Source organism: Corynebacterium sp. LK31, assembly GCF_014335015.1.
Taxonomy (GTDB): domain Bacteria; phylum Actinomycetota; class Actinomycetes; order Mycobacteriales; family Mycobacteriaceae; genus Corynebacterium; species Corynebacterium jeikeium_D.
Genome location: NZ_PDGW01000024.1, coordinates 234677 through 251068 on the forward strand (window position 1 = coordinate 234677; position 16392 = coordinate 251068).

General features: G+C 58.6%; 16 protein-coding genes. 12 read left to right on the forward strand and 4 right to left on the reverse strand.

The annotated features are described in order from the left end of the window. Positions 1–13 precede the first annotated feature (13 nt). The 5 genes from CRD18_RS09700 (at position 14) to groL (ending at position 4405) form a co-directional block, all read left to right on the forward strand. Positions 14–442, forward strand: a complete 429-nt coding sequence (locus tag CRD18_RS09700) for a hypothetical protein (RefSeq protein WP_042388422.1) — start codon at positions 14–16, stop codon at positions 440–442. 58 nt (positions 443–500) lie between these two features. Further along, the gene (tsaD, locus tag CRD18_RS09705; protein ID WP_070595976.1) at positions 501–1580 is read left to right on the forward strand and encodes a tRNA (adenosine(37)-N6)-threonylcarbamoyltransferase complex transferase subunit TsaD; all 1080 of its coding nucleotides are present in this window, start codon (positions 501–503) and stop codon (positions 1578–1580) included. 103 nt (positions 1581–1683) lie between these two features. Continuing rightward, positions 1684–2325, forward strand: a complete 642-nt coding sequence (locus tag CRD18_RS09710; protein WP_070827274.1) for a hypothetical protein — start codon at positions 1684–1686, stop codon at positions 2323–2325. A 156-nt stretch (positions 2326–2481) separates the two neighbouring features. After that, entirely contained in the window at positions 2482–2781 is a 300-nt protein-coding gene (groES, locus tag CRD18_RS09715) for a co-chaperone GroES (RefSeq protein ID WP_005510054.1), read from the forward strand. Positions 2782–2800: 19 nt separating this feature from the next. Next, positions 2801–4405, forward strand: a complete 1605-nt coding sequence (groL, locus tag CRD18_RS09720; RefSeq protein ID WP_048731527.1) for a chaperonin GroEL — start codon at positions 2801–2803, stop codon at positions 4403–4405. Positions 4406–4524: 119 nt separating this feature from the next. On the opposite strand, the gene CRD18_RS09725 is transcribed toward groL, so the two are convergent. Both CRD18_RS09725 and CRD18_RS09730 read right to left on the reverse strand, forming a co-directional pair. Then, positions 4525–4848: a WhiB family transcriptional regulator gene (locus CRD18_RS09725; RefSeq protein ID WP_016422117.1), complete on the reverse strand. Its 324-nt coding sequence runs from the start codon at positions 4846–4848 to the stop codon at positions 4525–4527. A 137-nt stretch (positions 4849–4985) separates the two neighbouring features. Beyond that, positions 4986–5354, reverse strand: a complete 369-nt coding sequence (locus CRD18_RS09730) for a DUF5319 domain-containing protein (RefSeq protein WP_038629374.1) — start codon at positions 5352–5354, stop codon at positions 4986–4988. Positions 5355–5617: 263 nt separating this feature from the next. On the opposite strand from CRD18_RS09730, the gene guaB reads away from it, so the two are divergent. The 4 genes from guaB (at position 5618) to guaA (ending at position 11802) form a co-directional block, all read left to right on the forward strand. Further along, the gene (gene guaB / locus CRD18_RS09735) at positions 5618–7147 is read left to right on the forward strand and encodes an IMP dehydrogenase (protein WP_016422119.1); all 1530 of its coding nucleotides are present in this window, start codon (positions 5618–5620) and stop codon (positions 7145–7147) included. A 50-nt stretch (positions 7148–7197) separates the two neighbouring features. Then, on the forward strand, positions 7198–8346 hold the full coding sequence (locus CRD18_RS09740; protein ID WP_048731529.1) for a GuaB3 family IMP dehydrogenase-related protein: 1149 nt from the start codon (positions 7198–7200) through the stop codon (positions 8344–8346). Positions 8347–8465: 119 nt separating this feature from the next. After that, entirely contained in the window at positions 8466–10214 is a 1749-nt protein-coding gene (locus tag CRD18_RS09745) for an FAD-dependent oxidoreductase (protein WP_187406694.1), read from the forward strand. 13 nt (positions 10215–10227) lie between these two features. Then, positions 10228–11802, forward strand: a complete 1575-nt coding sequence (gene guaA / locus CRD18_RS09750) for a glutamine-hydrolyzing GMP synthase (protein ID WP_049190353.1) — start codon at positions 10228–10230, stop codon at positions 11800–11802. 4 nt (positions 11803–11806) lie between these two features. Here the strand turns inward: guaA and CRD18_RS09755 are convergent, their stop codons facing one another. Continuing rightward, the gene (locus tag CRD18_RS09755; protein ID WP_016422123.1) at positions 11807–12568 is read right to left on the reverse strand and encodes a hypothetical protein; all 762 of its coding nucleotides are present in this window, start codon (positions 12566–12568) and stop codon (positions 11807–11809) included. Between the two features lie 65 nt (positions 12569–12633). Between CRD18_RS09755 and CRD18_RS09760 the strand changes: the two genes are divergently transcribed. The 3 genes from CRD18_RS09760 (at position 12634) to CRD18_RS09770 (ending at position 15515) form a co-directional block, all read left to right on the forward strand. Next, complete coding sequence (locus CRD18_RS09760) at positions 12634–12939, forward strand: antibiotic biosynthesis monooxygenase (protein WP_070549744.1); 306 nt, start codon at positions 12634–12636, stop codon at positions 12937–12939. Between the two features lie 216 nt (positions 12940–13155). Continuing rightward, positions 13156–13851 carry a hypothetical protein gene (locus tag CRD18_RS09765; RefSeq protein ID WP_187404336.1) on the forward strand — a complete coding sequence of 232 codons (696 nt, stop codon included), beginning with the start codon at positions 13156–13158 and terminating at the stop codon, positions 13849–13851. After that, positions 13851–15515 (forward strand): DNA polymerase Y family protein, encoded by a 1665-nt coding sequence (locus CRD18_RS09770; RefSeq protein WP_048731534.1) that lies wholly within the window; start codon positions 13851–13853, stop codon positions 15513–15515. The genes CRD18_RS09765 and CRD18_RS09770 overlap by 1 nt, the downstream gene beginning before the upstream one ends. 40 nt (positions 15516–15555) lie before the next feature. Here CRD18_RS09770 and CRD18_RS09775 read toward each other — a convergent pair whose 3' ends face one another. Further along, a complete protein-coding gene (locus CRD18_RS09775; protein ID WP_187406695.1) occupies positions 15556–16236 on the reverse strand; it encodes a hypothetical protein in 681 nt (226 codons plus the stop codon). Positions 16237–16392: the final 156 nt, after the last annotated feature.

A 16392-nucleotide genomic window follows, 5' to 3' on the forward strand; every position in this document is an offset into this window, starting at 1 on the left:
TACCTCTGTTTCCATGATTAAAGGTTTTCTGGTGAACCCTGACCTGACGCATCGCATCGTCGAATTTGAGTTGGAGGCCGCTGCTACATTCCTCGGCGGAGTTTCCTCCGACCGTGTTTCGGTGGCGTTTCAGGAAGACGGCGCCGATTACGCCGCTCTCTACAACCCGACGGCCAAGGCTGAGGGCGCTGAACCGAATCCGGTCGCGTCCCTCGGCCGCAATGAGGCTGCTACGGGCAACTCGGCTTTCTTTACCGACCCCACCACCGCAATTTGCGGAACGGTCGTATTTGTCGACGCCGAGGGCAAGGATATCGGCGACGAGGAAATCGAGCGTATTAAGCACGGTATGCGCGCCGTGCGCCACTACCGCGATGACTACCCAGAGGAATACGCTCTCTGGCGTGCCGCTGTGCGGAACCTCGGTCGCCTCGAAATTTAAACTCGGTCGCTGGTAAGCGACCCGGTGGTGCGCTAGTACCATGACTGCTATGACCGAGTTGACCCTGCTGGCAATCGAGAGTTCCTGCGATGAGACTGGCGCTGCAGTGATGCGTGTGCGCTACGACGACACCGACACCAGCACCCCCGCCATTCCCGAGGTGGAAGTGCTTGCCGACGTCGTCGCATCCTCCATGGAGCAGCACGCCCGCTTCGGTGGTGTGGTCCCGGAGATTGCTTCCCGCGCTCATTTGGAAGCCTTGCAGCCAGTAGTCTCCGAGGCGCGCGCGCAAGCAGCTGCCAAGCTCGGTATCGATACTTTTATCCCAGATGCCGTCGCCGCTACCGTGGGGCCCGGTCTCGCCGGTGCGCTGCTGGTCGGTTCGGCAGGCGCGAAGGCTTATGCCGCCGCCTGGGGTGTGCCTTTCTACGGCATTAATCACCTTGGTGGCCACGTTGCTGTCGGAGCTCTCGATGGCGCAGATCTATCCAACGCAGTGGCGCTGCTAGTTTCCGGCGGGCACACGCAGCTGCTGCGCGTACAGGGGGTTGGTCGTCCGATGGGGGAGCTCGGATCGACGCTTGACGACGCGGCCGGAGAGGCATACGACAAGGTTTCGAGGTTGCTCGGATTGGGTTACCCGGGCGGCCCGATTATCGATAAGTTGGCTAAGCAGGGTAACCGCAAGGCCATCGCGTTTCCTCGCGCCATGATGCGCCAGCAGGATGCGCGCCATGACTTCTCCTTCTCCGGCTTGAAAACCGCCGTGGCCCGCTATGTCGAGGCGGCGGAGAAGGAAGGTCGTGAATACTCCGTAGAGGACGTCTGTGCTTCCTTCCAGGAGGCGGTCTGCGATGTATTGACCAAGAAGGCCGTTCGCGCAGCTCAGGATGTGGGGGCCACTACGCTGCTGCTCGGTGGTGGTGTGGCTGCGAACTCGAGGTTGCGTGAACTCGCAGCGGCGCGAGCTACCTCGGCGGGAATTACGCTGCACGTGCCACCGATTAAGTTGTGCACCGACAACGGTGTCATGATTGGCGCAGCTGCCGCCTACCTCATTGCCGCGGGGGTCAAGCCCTCTGGCTACGCCTGCCCGACCGACCCATCGATGCCAGTGGAAGATCCTGTAATGCAATAAGCAGTGATTGCCCCTCGGATCCATGTTCAGTTTCGTTAACTGACTTTGACTTGTTTCTCTGCCATGGATCGCAGGACAATTACAGGAAAGCGCTTGCCCAAAAATGAGTAAAGACTACAGCGAGTGGGAACTTCAGCCATCCGATAATTCGCAAAATCAGACTGAGCTGTTTGCACCGCAGGGCGAACCGCAAACAACGCAAGCACCGCAAGTTGAACATCAGCGCGGTCGTGCTCGGGGCGTGTTATGGGCAGTCATCGCGTTGCTGCTTGTGGTGATTGTCGCTGTAGCGGCGGTGCTTTACCTAGTTGTGAGTGGTCGAGGTGAGCAATGGTTTGGTGCAGGTGCCAAGGATGAAGTAGCGCCGAAGCTCACTGTTACTGCGACTGCGACGGAGACCGTGAAGGTGAAGTCGCCGGAGAAAGTGGAGAAGGAAACTACGAGTAAGGCTACGCCCGATTATCCGATTAGTGGGGATTGCGAGGCGTCGGCGTTCCCGACTACGGAAGAAAACTTTACGATCGTCGCCTGTGACGGATGGTGGGCGCTGGGTGGGCGCGCAAACAGTGGTGGACTTGCGGTTTACCAATGGGACGAAGGTGCCTGGCAAAGGAGGGAGCCAGACAGTCGTTACACAACCGGTTCTGGTGGTCCCTGCTTTAGCGATGAGTACATCAAGGAACACGGAATGACGGTTACTGCGTTCGGTCGTATGGCGTGTAACCCCGACAAGCTGACCAATTAGCATTAGCGCTCACTATTGTTGAGTGTTAGCACTTGCAGGGGTAGAGTGCTAACGAAGGTTGTTTGACACACAGTTGTTCACCCGCGACGACGGCTGTGCACGGCAGACCAACCGGCACAAGAACATCACATCACCGCATGTATGGAGGAATTCATCGTGGCGAACGTCAACATCAAGCCGCTGGAGGACCGCGTCCTCGTCCAGATCAACGAAGCAGAGACCACCACGGCTTCTGGCCTGGTTATCCCGGACTCCGCTAAGGAGAAGCCGCAGGAGGCTACCGTTATCGCAGTTGGTCCGGGTCGTTGGGCCGATGACGATGACCGCATTCCTATGGACGTCAAGGAGGGTGACATCGTCATCTTCTCCAAGTACGGCGGCACTGAGCTGAAGTACCAGGGCGAAGAGTACCTGCTGCTGTCGCAGCGTGACATCCTGGCTGTTATCGAGAACTAAAGGGAGGACGTACCCACACATGGCGAAGCTTATTGCTTTTAACGAAGAGGCTCGCGAAGGCCTCAAGCGCGGTGTGGACACGCTTGCCGACGCAGTCAAGGTCACGCTTGGCCCGAAGGGTCGCAACGTTGTCCTGGACAAGGCCTTCGGCGGTCCGCTGGTCACCAATGATGGTGTGACCATCGCCCGCGACATCGACGTTGAGGATCCGTTTGAGAACCTCGGCGCGCAGTTGGTTAAGTCCGTTGCGGTCAAGACCAATGACGTTGCCGGTGACGGTACTACTACCGCAACGCTGCTGGCACAGGCGCTGGTCCGCGAGGGTCTGCGCAACGTTGCAGCCGGCGCAAACCCGATTTCGCTGAACCGCGGTATTCACGCTGCATCCGACAAGGCGGTTGAGCTGCTGAAGCAGCGCGCCACCCCGGTCAGCAGCTCTGCTGCCATCGCACAGGTGGCAACCGTTTCCTCGCGCGACACTGAAATTGGTGACCTGGTTGCAGGTGCCATGGACAAGGTTGGCAAGGACGGCGTCGTCTCTGTGGAGGAGTCGCAGTCGATTGCCACCGAGCTGTCCGTGACCGAGGGCGTGTCTTTCAACAAGGGCTTCCTCTCGCCGTACTTCATTACCGACGTTGAGGCTCAGCAGGCAATTCTCGACGGTGCACAGGTGCTGCTGGTCCGCGAGAAGATTTCCTCCCTGCCAGAGTTCCTGCCGATTCTGGAGAAGATTGCCGAGTCCGGCAAGCCGACTCTGATCATGGCTGAGGATATCGAGGGCGAGGCTCTGTCCGCGCTGGTCATCAACGCTATGCGCAAGACCTTGAAGGTTGCCGCAGTGAAGGCACCGTACTTCGGTGACCGTCGTAAGGCGTTCATGGATGACCTGGCAGTTGTCACCGGTGCAACCGTCGTTACGGCTGACACTGGCATGCAGCTGAAGGACGTTGGACTTGAGGTGCTGGGTAACGCACGCCGCATCACCATTACCAAGGACGAGACCGTCCTAGTTGACGGTGCTGGCACCGCTGAGGCTGTGGAAGAGCGTCGTAACCAGATCCGTGCCGAGATTGAGCGCACTGACTCTGACTGGGATCGCGAGAAGCTGGAAGAGCGTCTGGCGAAGCTCTCTGGCGGTGTGGCTGTCATTAAGGTCGGCGCTGCTACCGAGACCGAGGTCAACGAGCGCAAGCTGCGTGTCGAGGATGCCATTAACGCTGCTCGTGCGGCAGCTCAGGAAGGCGTCATCGCCGGTGGCGGTTCCGTACTGGTGCAGATCTCCCGTGAACTCGAGGCATTCGCTGACGAGTTCGAGGGCGACGAGGCAGTCGGTGTCCGTGCAGTTGCCAAGGCTCTGACCCGTCCGGCTTTCTGGATTGCTGAGAATGCTGGTAAGGACGGTGCTGTCGTTGTCTACCACATTGGTGAGCTGGAGAACGGCAACGGCTACAACGCTGCTACTGACACTTACGAGAACCTGATTGAGTCCGGCGTCATCGACCCGGTCAAGGTCACTCACTCCGCAGTCGTCAACGCAACCTCCGTGGCGCGTATGCTGCTGACCACCGAGGCTTCCGTTGTGGATAAGCCGGAAGAAGAACCACAGCACGATCACGCTCACTAATCGCAAGTGTGCTAGTGCCCTGGCCTTTGGCACGTAAAATGCTCCCCACCTTTCAATCTGAGGGTGGGGAGCATTTTGGGTTTTATGTGAACTGGCTGGAGTCCGAGAGAGGAGAGGGACTACATGGCAGTAACTAGAACGCGTTCAAGTTCGCGTTCACGTGCGGCCGGCTTAGCTCGAAGGATTTCATTTCGTTCAGATTCGCTGAGACCGCCCCAGACACCGTATGGCTCACCAACCTTGAGTGCGTGACTACGGCACTGCATAAGAACAGGGCAAGAACGGCAGATAGCCTTCGCACGGGCTTCACGCAGGCTGCGTGCGCGTCCGCGCTCGCCTTCCGGGTGGAAGAAGGTCGCGGAGTCCTGCCCGCGGCAAGAGCCGTGCAGCTGCCAATCCCACAAATCCGCATTGGGCCCGGGCAAGTGGTCGATGTACGTCATCGGAATTGATGTCTCCTTCATTGAGCTTTCTTGAAGCAGTGAGCTCAAGTGTGGAGGCCAACAATGAACGGTTGGTAAACCTAAGGAGGCCAGCCGGGATACTACGCAAACAATTCCGTCAAACTCTTACCAAATTTTTAGAAACGGCCAGGTCGTCGAGAACGCAGACCGTCGACAAAGCCTGCGCAGTAGTCCCATGGGGCGTAACGGGAGGGGTCTGGATCGAATTGTGGCTCGTGAACCGGAGATGCCTGTCCAGACAGGAGCATCAGGTAGTGGTTTTCCAAAACCTCCCAGTTATAAAAGTGCTCGTCACCGCAGTCCTCACACAACATGCAGACGCCCAGTAATCCCTCTGGGCTCAAAGCGGTGCGGAATAGGCGAACTGCGGCCAGATCTTCAAGAACCTCTCGACGTTCCTGGTCTGTCAGTGGAGCAAACGGCTCATCCGGCTCGAGAAAGCTTGCCGGGTCATTGGGATCTCCTTCGAACGGATCCCGCGGCATGGATGAGAAAAAGTTGTGGTTCACAACCACTACCGTAACAGCTCTGTACGGCAATCCTGTCGATTGGCGATGCACTTAGTTGGGGTTTAGTTCACCTTGGAATAACCCTCAGCTAGCTTTCGGCTAACCCTTGTCGGGCACCTGTCGCTCCGCCTAATTGTCGCGTTTCATCACTGAAGGACTACCCTGTATATAACGTTTGGCAACCACGAAGCGATAGCGCCCCTGGCCGGATGTCGGCAAGGGTGGAGCAGGAGGAGTCCATGACCAACCCCACGGGAATTAGCCTCGGCGGAGACAATCCCAACAAGATTCCACTAGTCGGCCTTACATTCGATGACGTCCTGCTGCTGCCGGATGCTTCGGACGTTATCCCCTCCGGCGTTGATACTTCGACGCAGCTCACTCGTGAGCTGCGTCTGAACATTCCGGTTGTGTCCGCTGCTATGGACACCGTCACCGAGGCCCGCATGGCTGTTGCTATGGCCCGCCAGGGCGGTATGGGTATCCTGCACCGCAACCTGTCCATTGAGGAGCAGGCGCAGCAGGTCGAGATTGTGAAGCGCTCTGAGGCTGGCATGGTGTCCGACCCGGTGACCTGTTCCCCGGATGACACCATCGCCGAAGTAGATGCCAAGTGCGCTCGTTACCGCATCTCGGGCCTGCCGGTCGTCGACAAGGACGGCAAGCTGGTCGGTATCTGCACCAACCGCGACATGCGTTTTGAGGCAGACCTGAACCGCAAGGTTTCCGAAATCATGACCCCGATGCCGCTGGTCGTGGCTGAGCAGGGTGTGTCTGGCGATGCGGCGCTGAACCTGCTGCGCGCTCACAAGGTGGAGAAGCTGCCGATCGTCGATGGCGAAGGCCGCCTGACTGGTCTGATTACCGTCAAGGACTTCGTCAAGAAGGATCAGTACCCGAATGCTTCCAAGGATGGTTCCGGCCGTCTGCTGGTCGGTGCTGGCATCGGTACCGGCGAGGACTCCTGGAAGCGCGCGCACGCATTGGCTGACGCAGGCGTAGACGTGCTCGTTGTTGATACCGCTCACGCCCACAACTCAGGTGTACTTGAGATGGTCTCCCGCGTTAAGAAGGAATTCGGCGAGAACATCCAGATTATCGGCGGCAACCTGGCTACCCGTGGCGCTGCACAGGCCATGATTGACGCGGGTGCAGATGCCATCAAAGTCGGTATCGGCCCAGGCTCGATTTGCACCACTCGCGTTGTCGCAGGTGTGGGCGCCCCGCAGATCACCGCCATCATGGAAGCCTCTGTCGCAGCTAAGAAGGCTGGCGTTCCGATTATCGCCGATGGCGGTATGCAGTTCTCCGGCGACATCGCCAAGGCTCTGGCAGCCGGGGCATCCTCCGTCATGCTCGGTTCGATGCTGGCCGGTACCGCTGAGGCTCCGGGTGAGGTCACCTTCGTCAACGGCAAGCAGTACAAGATGTACCGTGGCATGGGCTCGCTGGGTGCCATGCAGGGCCGCGGCCTGACCGGTGAGAAGCGCTCCTACTCCAAGGACCGCTACTTCCAGGCTGATGTCAAGAGCGAAGAGAAGCTGGTTCCGGAAGGCATTGAGGGTCGTGTTCCGTTCCGCGGCAGTATCGACTCCATCGTTCACCAGCTGGTCGGTGGTCTGCGTGCAGCTATGGGCTACACCGGTTCCGCTACCGTCGAGCAGCTGCACGACGCACAGTTCGTCCAGATCACCGCTGCAGGCCTGCGCGAGTCGCACCCGCACGATATCCAGATGACTGTCGAAGCGCCGAACTACTACCAGCGCTAAACTGGCTTAGTCGAGTTAAATTCCACGGAAAGGGCATGTGAGGAAAGCTCATGCGCGACATCGTTGAAATCGGTATTGGCCGCGAGGCACGCCGGACCTACGAGTTGGACGATATTGCACTCGTTCCCACTCGGCGTACCCGGTCGTCCAAGGACGTCGATACCTCCTGGCGAATTGACGCCTACGATTTCGAACTCCCGATGATGATGCATCCGACAGATGCCATCGCCAGCCCGGAATCCGTCGCTGAGTTTGCTCGCCTGGGCGGTTTGGCGGTTCTCAACGCCGAGGGTATCTGGGCCCGTCACGCCGATGCGCAGGACAAGATCGCCGAGCTGGTGGAGTTGGCAAAGAATGCCGCCACCAAGCGTGAATCCGAGGCAGCGAACCGCAAGCTGCAGGAACTGCACTCTGCTCCAATTGATACTGACCTGTTGGTTGAGCGCATCAAGGAGATTCGCGCAACCGGCGCGATTACTGCAGTTCGTGTCTCCCCGCAGCATGCCCGTGAGCTGGCTCCGCTGGCTATCAAGGCCGGCATCGACTTGTTGGTTATCCAGGGCACGCTGATTTCCGCAGAGCATGTCACGGCTCAGGGTGAACCGCTAAACCTCAAGGACTTCATCGGCAGCCTGGACGTTCCAGTTATCGCCGGTGGCGTTGTCGACTACCAGACTGCGCTGCATCTGATGCGTTCAGGCGCAGCTGGTGTGATTGTCGGTACGGGCTTTACGACGTCCCCGGATGCGCTCGGTATCGATGTGCCAATGGCTACCGCTATTGCGGATGCTGCAGCTGCTCGTAAGGACTACCTCGATGAGACCGAGGGGCGTTACGTCCACATCATTGCCGATGGCGGCATTGATACCGTCGGTGACATCGCCAAGGCAATCGCCTGCGGTGCGGATGCTGTGGCACTGTCCAGTGTGCTGGCAACCGTCCACGAAGCTCCGGGGCAGGGCTACGCCTGGCCGTCTGTTGCGGCACATCCGAAGTACCCGCGCGGTGCGGTGTGGCCGGTCGTCGACGATGAGAAGGAATTGGTCAGCCTGGAAGAGGCTCTGTTTGGCCCTTCCGCTTCGCCGTTCGGTGACCGCAATCTCGCCGGTGGCCTGCGTCGCGCAATGGCCAAGTGCGGCTTTACCAACCTGAAGTCCTTCCACCGCGTTGAGCTGTCGGTACGTCCAAAGGGTTTTTAATTAAAGTAATCGGATAGTTTTTTCGCAAAACTACCTTACTGAAAAGCCACCTCCGCTTAGGGTTAGGAACATGAGTTCCGCGCATTAGCGTTACGCCCTTAGAGAAGGTGGCTTTTCCCATGAGTAAACAACGTGATTTCGATGTTGTAATCGTCGGTTCCGGTTTCGGTGGTTCTGTTTCTGCTTTGCGGTTGACTGAAAAGGGCTACCGAGTGGCAGTTCTCGAAGCTGGTCGACGGTTCGAAGATAAAGACTTTGCCAAGACCAGCTGGCGGCTTCACAAGTACCTGTGGGCTCCTAAGCTGGGACTCTTTGGTGTCCAGCGTGTGCACATGTTGAAAGATGTCATGATTCTCGCTGGTGCCGGCGTCGGCGGTGGTTCTCTTAACTACGCAAACACTCTGTATAAGCCGGGCACCGAGTACTTCCAGCACCGTCAGTGGGGGCACATTACCGACTGGGAGTCAGAACTCACTCCGCACTATGACAATGCATCTCGCATGCTCGGGGTGGTCACCAACCCATCCGACACGCCTGCCGACGTCGTCATGCGTGAGGTAGCCGAAGATATGGGTGTGGGCCATACTTTCCGCTCGACTCCGGTGGGTGTGTTCTTTGGCGCCAAGACCGGTGGTCAGGGTGCGCCGGGGCAAACAGTTTCCGATCCTTACTTCGGGGGGATTGGCCCGGACCGTACTGCTTGTACGGAATGTGGTGAGTGCATGACTGGTTGCCGTCACAATGCTAAGAACACCCTGGTTAAGAACTACCTCTACTTGGCGGAGAAGTTTGGTGCGCAGGTCTTTGACCGCACTACCGTTACCGGTCTGCATCCTCAGGCTGATGGCTCCTGGGTTATTGACACTGAGCGCACTGGTCGTTGGGTAGCTAAGGGCAAGCAGCAGTTTAGCGCTAAGCGCGTCATTCTCGCCGCCGGTGCATGGGGCACCCAGAATTTGCTGCATCGCCAGCAGGCCGATGGGCACTTGCCGCTGCTGCCGAAGTCTTTGGGCAAGCTGACCCGCACTAACTCCGAGGCTATTTTGGGCGCGATGGGTACGAAGGTGGACCCGGAAAATGACTTCTCTAACGGTGTAGCCATCACTTCGTCATTCTTCCCAGATGAGGACACCCATATCGAGCCAGTGCGCTATGGCAAGGGTTCTAATGCCATCGCAATGCTGCAGATGATTATGACCGAAGGAGGTCGTGCAACTCCGCGTTGGCTGCAGGCTGTGGGAACCGTCGTAAAGCATCCTAACTACCTGACGCAGCTCGTGAATCTGCGTAAGTGGTCGCAGCGCACCGTGATTTCTCTGGTGATGCAGAATCGCGACAACTCGATTACGACGTACCTGCAAAAGATCGGGCCGGTGCGTTTCCTGATGAGTAAGCAGGGCGAGGGGGAGCCGAATCCGACGTGGATTCCGTCGGGTAACGAAGCTACGCAACGTGCGGCGGACAAGCTCAGTGCACGTGGTCGGAATGGTCGTGTGCTGGCTGGGGGCACTATCGGTGAGTTGGCAAACATTCCTTTGACAGCTCACTTCATTGGCGGCGCAACGATTTCGGATTCACCCGAAAACGGCGTTGTTGATCCGTACTTGCGTGTGTGGGGTTACCCGACGCTCTCGATTCACGACGGTTCGGCGATGGCAGCCAACCCGGGAGTGAACCCGTCACTGTCGATTTCCGCGAATGCGGAGCGTGCAACGTCGCTGTGGCCGAATAAGGGTGAGGAAGATCTGCGTCCGGCGCAGGGTGACTCCTACGTGCGCCTGGATCCGATTGCTCCGGTGAACCCGGCTGTGCCGGAAGATGCTCCGGCTGCACTGAACCTGGGTATGCCTGCAGTCCGTAAGTCTTGATAAGCTTTAGGGCGTGTCTGAACAGGTGACTAAGCCCGTCCTCGTCGTGGACTTCGGTGCGCAGTATGCGCAGCTCATCGCGCGACGTGTGCGCGAGGCAAAAATTTATTCCGAAGTGGTCTCGCATGATGCGACGACCGAAGAAATTAAGGCCAAGAACCCGGCTGCGCTGGTGCTGTCCGGAGGCCCGTCCAGTGCCTACGCCGAAGGTGCCCCGAAGCTCAACCCAGAGTGGCTTGAGCTGGGCATTCCGGTGTTTGGTATTTGCTACGGCTTCCAGGCGATGACTGAGGTGCTCGGCGGCACGATTGCTGCTACCGGTGACCGTGAGTACGGCCGCACGCAGCTGAACGTCGTCGACGGTGGCGGTGTCGCTCACACTGGTGTGCCGGAGACACACGAGGTGTGGATGAGCCACGGTGACGCGGTGTCTAAGGCACCGGAGGGCTTCACCGTTACGGCGTCCACCAAGGGTGCTCCGGTAGCGGCTTTCGAGTGCTTGGAAAAGCGCATGGCCGGTGTGCAGTACCACCCGGAGGTCAACCACTCGCCGTATGGTCAGCAGGTTCTGGAGGAGTTCCTGTATGAGATTGCTGGCCTGGAGCCGGACTGGACTGCCGCTAACATCGCGGAAGAGCTGATTGAGCAGGTCCGTAATCAGGTCGGTGAGACCGGTCGCGCAATTTGCGGTCTGTCTGGCGGCGTTGACTCCGCAGTTGCCGCCGCACTTGTGCAACGCGCTATTGGTGACCGTCTGACCTGTGTCTTCGTCGACCATGGGCTGCTGCGCCAGGGCGAGCGCGAGCAGGTTGAGAAGGATTTCGTTGCCGCAACTGGTGCGAAGCTGATTACCGTCGACGATTCCAAGGTCTTCCTGGATGCTCTGGCTGGTATCACCGATCCGGAGACCAAACGTAAGACCATCGGCCGTGAGTTCATCCGCTCCTTCGAGCGCGCTGTCGCACAGGCGCTGGAGGGCGCTCCGGAGGGCGAGACCGTGGACTTCCTGGTCCAGGGCACCCTGTACCCGGATGTGGTTGAGTCCGGTGGCGGTTCTGGTACCGCCAACATTAAGAGCCACCACAACGTCGGCGGTCTGCCGGATGACGTTGAGTTCACCCTCGTTGAGCCGCTGCGCCTGCTGTTTAAGGACGAGGTCCGTGCGGTCGGTCGCGAACTGGGGCTGCCGGAAGAAATCGTCGCTCGCCAGCCGTTCCCGGGTCCGGGTCTTGGTATCCGCATCATCGGCGCTGTCGATGAGGGGCGTCTGGATACCCTCCGCCGCGCCGACGCCATTGCACGCGAGGAAATGACGGCCGCAGGTATGGACGAGGTTGTCTGGCAGTGCCCGGTCGTCCTGCTTGCCGACGTCCGCTCGGTTGGTGTCCAGGGTGATGGTCGTACTTATGGCCACCCAATCGTGCTGCGCCCGGTTTCCTCTGAGGATGCGATGACCGCTGACTGGACTCGTGTTCCCTACGATACGCTGGAGAAAATCTCCACTCGTATCACCAACGAGGTGCCTGAGGTCAACCGCGTGGTCCTGGATGTGACTTCCAAGCCACCGGGAACCATTGAGTGGGAGTAAGCCACTAGTTGGCAAGGGCCGTGTCTGTGAGTTGTGCAAACTCGCGGGCACGGCCCTTTTCCGTCAGGGCCGAATTGTTCTTGGCGATGGTGATGCGCTTATCGGCGGCTAGGGTGTGGAGAGCTGCGCTCACGGTATCGTCGTCAAGCATGGCGAAATAGGGGAGCTGGTCGGTGAAGAAGACGTAGCCGTCGCGTAGACGTGCGATGAAGAGGACTGTGAGGATGCGGGCCTCTGGTGAGTCGGCGGGGTAGGGGCAGCGCTGGGCGAAATTGTCAGGAAGATGCGCGGCGAGAGGGAGGAATCCGAATTGCCGCGGCAGGATTGCGCAGGTAGCGGTGATGGCGGACAGAACTAGGGTCATTATGCAGGCGACCGGTGTAGAGGAAATTCGTTCGGCGACGGCGGCAATGATCCATGCTCCGGGGAAGATGAGCAGCACGCTTATACTGCTATTCCACGAGATGTCGTTTGGTGACTCACGCATCGGCTCTGCGAAGTAGGAGGGCCGAGTTTCTTTGGTGGGTGTTTTTGCCTGGCGCACGAAAAGTGTGGTGCCGATGAGTACCAGTAAAAGCGCTATCATGATCCACCAGCCAATGGAGCCGATGATGTGGGCTTTAAGCAATGCGAGCAGTGCGATCACTGCGGTGGTGACGCCAATTGCCGTCCCCAGGCGCACGGGACTATTGATAAATTTTGTCGTGCGTTCGGCCCCGTCTTGGTAAGAGCCTGAAGAGTGTTGGTGCCGGCTGGAATCTGTCATACTTCTTAATTTTAGTAGCGATGGAACTATAGATTGTTGAGAGTTGTGTGGCTAGTGTTATGACCATGAGCATTGTAAAAATTAACGCTATTACCGTTCCTGAGGGTTCGGGAGAAGAGCTCGAACGTCGCTTTTCCGCAAACTCTTCAAAGATGAGCGATGTGCCGGGCTTCATTGGTTTCCAGCTGCTGCGTCCAACTGCAGGAGAGAGCCGCTACTTTGTCTTTACCGAGTGGGAGAGCGAGGAGGCCTACCAGGGGTGGCGTGAGGGCCGTGCCTTCAAGGCTTCGCATGAGGGCGAAAAGCGCAAGCCGGTGTCGTCGTCGGCTGATTTGCTCGAATTCGATGTAGTTCTCGATGTGAAGGCCTAAGTAGTACGAAATGTAGTACTCGGCTGAGGTTAGAGCGTCGCGCGGTGGTGTGCGGCGCTTTTCTTCGCACATTAATATCGAACGTACATTCTATTTAGGGTAGTGTTTAATCCGCTTGTTGGGAAAGAATATTCGAGCAGTGTTCGTGGTGGGCAGGGCAGTGGGGATGGCAGTGAGATGGCAGTGGGATAGCAGCGGGATGAGGTGGAACAAGAAGTGACAACGGCGGTCAATATTGCTGCGGGGCAGTCTAAGGAACAGACTATTGCGGCATTGCGGCAGGCGATGGCAGCCCAGTCTGGTGGGACTGCAACTGGTGCAACCTTTGGGCTCGGTGAGGCTCTGCCGGTGCCGGAGGCGTTGGAAAATACGTTGGCGGGAGCAGTGCGAAAAGGGGCTGTCAGTGTCATTGAACAGCCCGGTGCGGTATTGGCAGGTCTAATCGCGGAAGTTACGAAGACAGGTCATGTTGCGCTAGTTGGACTCGCTGAACAGGGGTTGCTCTCCGTGGTGGAGTTGGGCGGGAAGCTATCGAACATTGTCTGTGTGCCAGATCCTGGAATGCAGCCGCTTGAAGTAATTGGGCTGTTGGCGGGCGGCGTTGACTTGGTGGTGGCTTCGTTGGCGCGCACTCCGCCGCCGTCGCAGGCACGTCCGCTGCAGGCACGACTGCGCACGAGTGGTTGTGCTCTGGTTTTTGTCGGGCAGCAGTGGCCGGGCGCTGCTGCGGAAATTTCCAGCTCTGTCGCTGGTGTTTCCGGGCTTGGCACTGGTTATGGCCGGATTCGAGCAGTGGATTACCAAGTCAGTGTGTCGGGGACGCGGTTTCCGCGGAGGCAGTGCCGTTGGCGGGTGGGGGAACAGGTGGAACAGAACAATGTGGTCGCGTTTCCCGCGCAGAGGAGGTCCTAGTGGTAGCGGCGGAATCGAGCCGTGTGGTGGCGCTATGGCTTCCTGATTGGCCAGTGCAGGCAGCACATCTAGCATCTGTGACGTCGCAGGCTAATCCGCTCAGTCCAGTTGCGATTGTGGGTGATAGCGGAGTAGCTGCTTGTTCTCCGAGTGCGCGCCGTGCAGGGGTACGGCGCGGGCAAAGCCGTCGCCATGCGGAAGCGTTGTGCCCGGAGCTGGAGGTTGTCGAGGAAAGTGCGGTGCGCGACGCTGCAGAATTCGAGTCCGTGCTGCAACGGTTGGAGGCGGTGGCAGCTGGGGTCGAAGCTCTACGGCCAGGCTTGGCGGTTGTGGCAGCGCGAGGGGTAATGCGTTATTACGGCGGACAGGATGTGGCCTTGGAAAAGCTGCTTGATGCCGCTGCGGTACCGGGCGTGGACTGCAGCTTGGGGCTCGCGGACGATATTGTGACAGCTATTTTGGCAGCGCGCAGGGGAGTGCTGGTAGCTCCCGGGGAAGATGAAGGCAAAAGATTTCGGCAGGGAATCTCTCTGGTGGAGCTGAGGGCGGAAAGTGCACTGGAGATGCCCGCAGAGCTTGCGAAGTCGTGGCAGGAACTCGGCCTGCGCACATTGGGGGATGTCGCTGCGTTACCGAAGCGGGATATAGCCAACAGGTTTGGGGCGCAGGGGGCTAGATGGCACGATTTGGCCTGCCGTGGGGAAGTGCGGTTGGTGGCGCCGCGATCTTTGCCGCCAGGACTGGCGGTGAGCTACCAGTCTTGGGAGAGTCCACTCCGAAGAGTGGATGAGGCCTCATTCGTCGCGCGCTTTCTAGCTGGGCAACTGCATGAAAAACTTTTTAACCATGGGTATTCGTGTTACCGCTTAGCGGTGGTGGCGCAATTTAGTGACGGCTCAGAGGTGCGCAGAGTATGGCGCTGCACTGAGCCACTGGCAGAACAGACTACGGCTGACAGGGTTCGGTGGCAGCTCGATGGCTGGCTGAATAACAGGAATCGGCAGCAGCCACGAGGAGGCAGCGGCACTGTTGCTGGAACTGTTGACGGCGCTGAGGAAAATGATGGAGATGACAGCCGCGGAATTGTAGAGCTGCAGTTAGAGCCACTGGATGTGGTCGCCGCCGGTACTGTAAAACAGGATCTGTGGCACGGCAGCGATGATGCGCGAGCCAAAGCGCGCCGGGCTGCCGAGCGTGTGCAGGGGTTACTGGGGTCAGAGGCAGTACAGCAACCAATCATGCAGGGCGGGCGTGGCCCAGGAGAAAGAGTGGGATTTGTCGCTTTCGGAGAAAAACCCAAAAGCACAAAAACCGCGGAAAATAATCAGCCGTGGCCGGGAGCCGTTCTTGCCCCCAATCCGGCAACTATTCCCGCGACTGCTAATGCTGAGGTGGAAGTGCTCGATGCCAATGGGCAGACCGTGGGCGTAACTGGGCGAGCGACCATGACGGCGGAACCATCTCTGGTGCGGCATGGAGTGACAACGTACCGCGTGTCATCGTGGGCTGGGCCCTGGCCGATTGATGAGCGCTGGTGGGTGCCCGATGAGGCTCGTCGAGCGGCAAGAATACAAATCCGTGCGATGGCGAATGACGGTACCATCGCCGCCTGGTTGCTCATAGGGCATGCCGGCGCATGGAGAATCGAGGGGGCTTACGCGTAGAGGCGTAGCGAGGGGCCGGCACCGGGGATGGGCAACCCGATTACTTCGATTGGAAGTCAATAACCAGGCGGTTCGGATTGCTCAACGAGAAAACCTTGAATGGGGTCTTATCTCCCTTGAGCCCGACGACATACTGAGTCTGTCCCTCGAAGGTGCCGGCGCCGACGACTTCCTTAATAACGGAAGTCGATGTCGGCTTGACCGGGTCAGAGGGGAAGTCCTCCATCTGGAAATCAAAGGGGTAACCCATGCCCCGCAAGTCGATTACCAGCTTGGCTGTGCCGTCGACCGAAATCGGTTTGCCGGAGCCCTGTTGGGTCGGCACATCCTCGTAACGGACGAAATATCCCGGAGTGCCCTCGCCCGTGAGTTCAAAGACAATGCGGTCGTAACCGTCGTGGGAACCGACACGAACATCTTCAATACCCAAGTAAGCGCCATCGGAAGGGGCAGCTTCTGAGGAGGAACTATTGAAATCGCCCTCCGGAGCAGCATCGTCATCCATGGTGGTTTGCGCTGCCGCAGACGAGCTAGTGGAGCTGCTAGAGCTGCTTGACAAATCGGAGGTGCCAGCGGTTGAGTCAGTCTTCATAGACACTGCAGCAGCCGAGTCTGGGGATGAGTCAGAGGAGCAAGCGCCGAGAGCCAGGCCCAATGCGAGGCACAGGGATGCCGCGATACGGGTACGGTTGCGCGAAGCATCCAGCGATTTCGTATTCATACGTCTGACGGTATGTGCGCAGTTGCGGAATTTCAACAAGCTGAACTACAAAAGTCGAGGTCAGAAGTATTTGTTGTCAAAGTGTTGCACAATAGTAATAAAACAGGGGTGAACGCTGCGACCTAAGCCCCAATCGCAGGGGGCACTCAATTACGC

What these genes read in the sequence shown, in the direction of transcription:
- CRD18_RS09700 (WP_042388422.1), top strand. Translation starts at nt 14, where the DNA reads ATGATTAAAGGTTTTCTGGTGAACCCTGACCTGACGCATCGCATCGTC.
- CRD18_RS09710 (WP_070827274.1), top strand. Translation starts at nt 1,684, where the DNA reads ATGAGTAAAGACTACAGCGAGTGGGAACTTCAGCCATCCGATAATTCG.
- groL (WP_048731527.1), top strand. Translation starts at nt 2,801, where the DNA reads ATGGCGAAGCTTATTGCTTTTAACGAAGAGGCTCGCGAAGGCCTCAAG.
- CRD18_RS09725 (WP_016422117.1), bottom strand. Translation starts at nt 4,848, where the DNA reads ATGACGTACATCGACCACTTGCCCGGGCCCAATGCGGATTTGTGGGAT.
- CRD18_RS09730 (WP_038629374.1), bottom strand. Translation starts at nt 5,354, where the DNA reads ATGCCGCGGGATCCGTTCGAAGGAGATCCCAATGACCCGGCAAGCTTT.
- guaB (WP_016422119.1), top strand. Translation starts at nt 5,618, where the DNA reads ATGACCAACCCCACGGGAATTAGCCTCGGCGGAGACAATCCCAACAAG.
- CRD18_RS09740 (WP_048731529.1), top strand. Translation starts at nt 7,198, where the DNA reads ATGCGCGACATCGTTGAAATCGGTATTGGCCGCGAGGCACGCCGGACC.
- CRD18_RS09745 (WP_187406694.1), top strand. Translation starts at nt 8,466, where the DNA reads ATGAGTAAACAACGTGATTTCGATGTTGTAATCGTCGGTTCCGGTTTC.
- CRD18_RS09755 (WP_016422123.1), bottom strand. Translation starts at nt 12,568, where the DNA reads ATGACAGATTCCAGCCGGCACCAACACTCTTCAGGCTCTTACCAAGAC.
- CRD18_RS09760 (WP_070549744.1), top strand. Translation starts at nt 12,634, where the DNA reads ATGAGCATTGTAAAAATTAACGCTATTACCGTTCCTGAGGGTTCGGGA.
- CRD18_RS09775 (WP_187406695.1), bottom strand. Translation starts at nt 16,236, where the DNA reads ATGAATACGAAATCGCTGGATGCTTCGCGCAACCGTACCCGTATCGCG.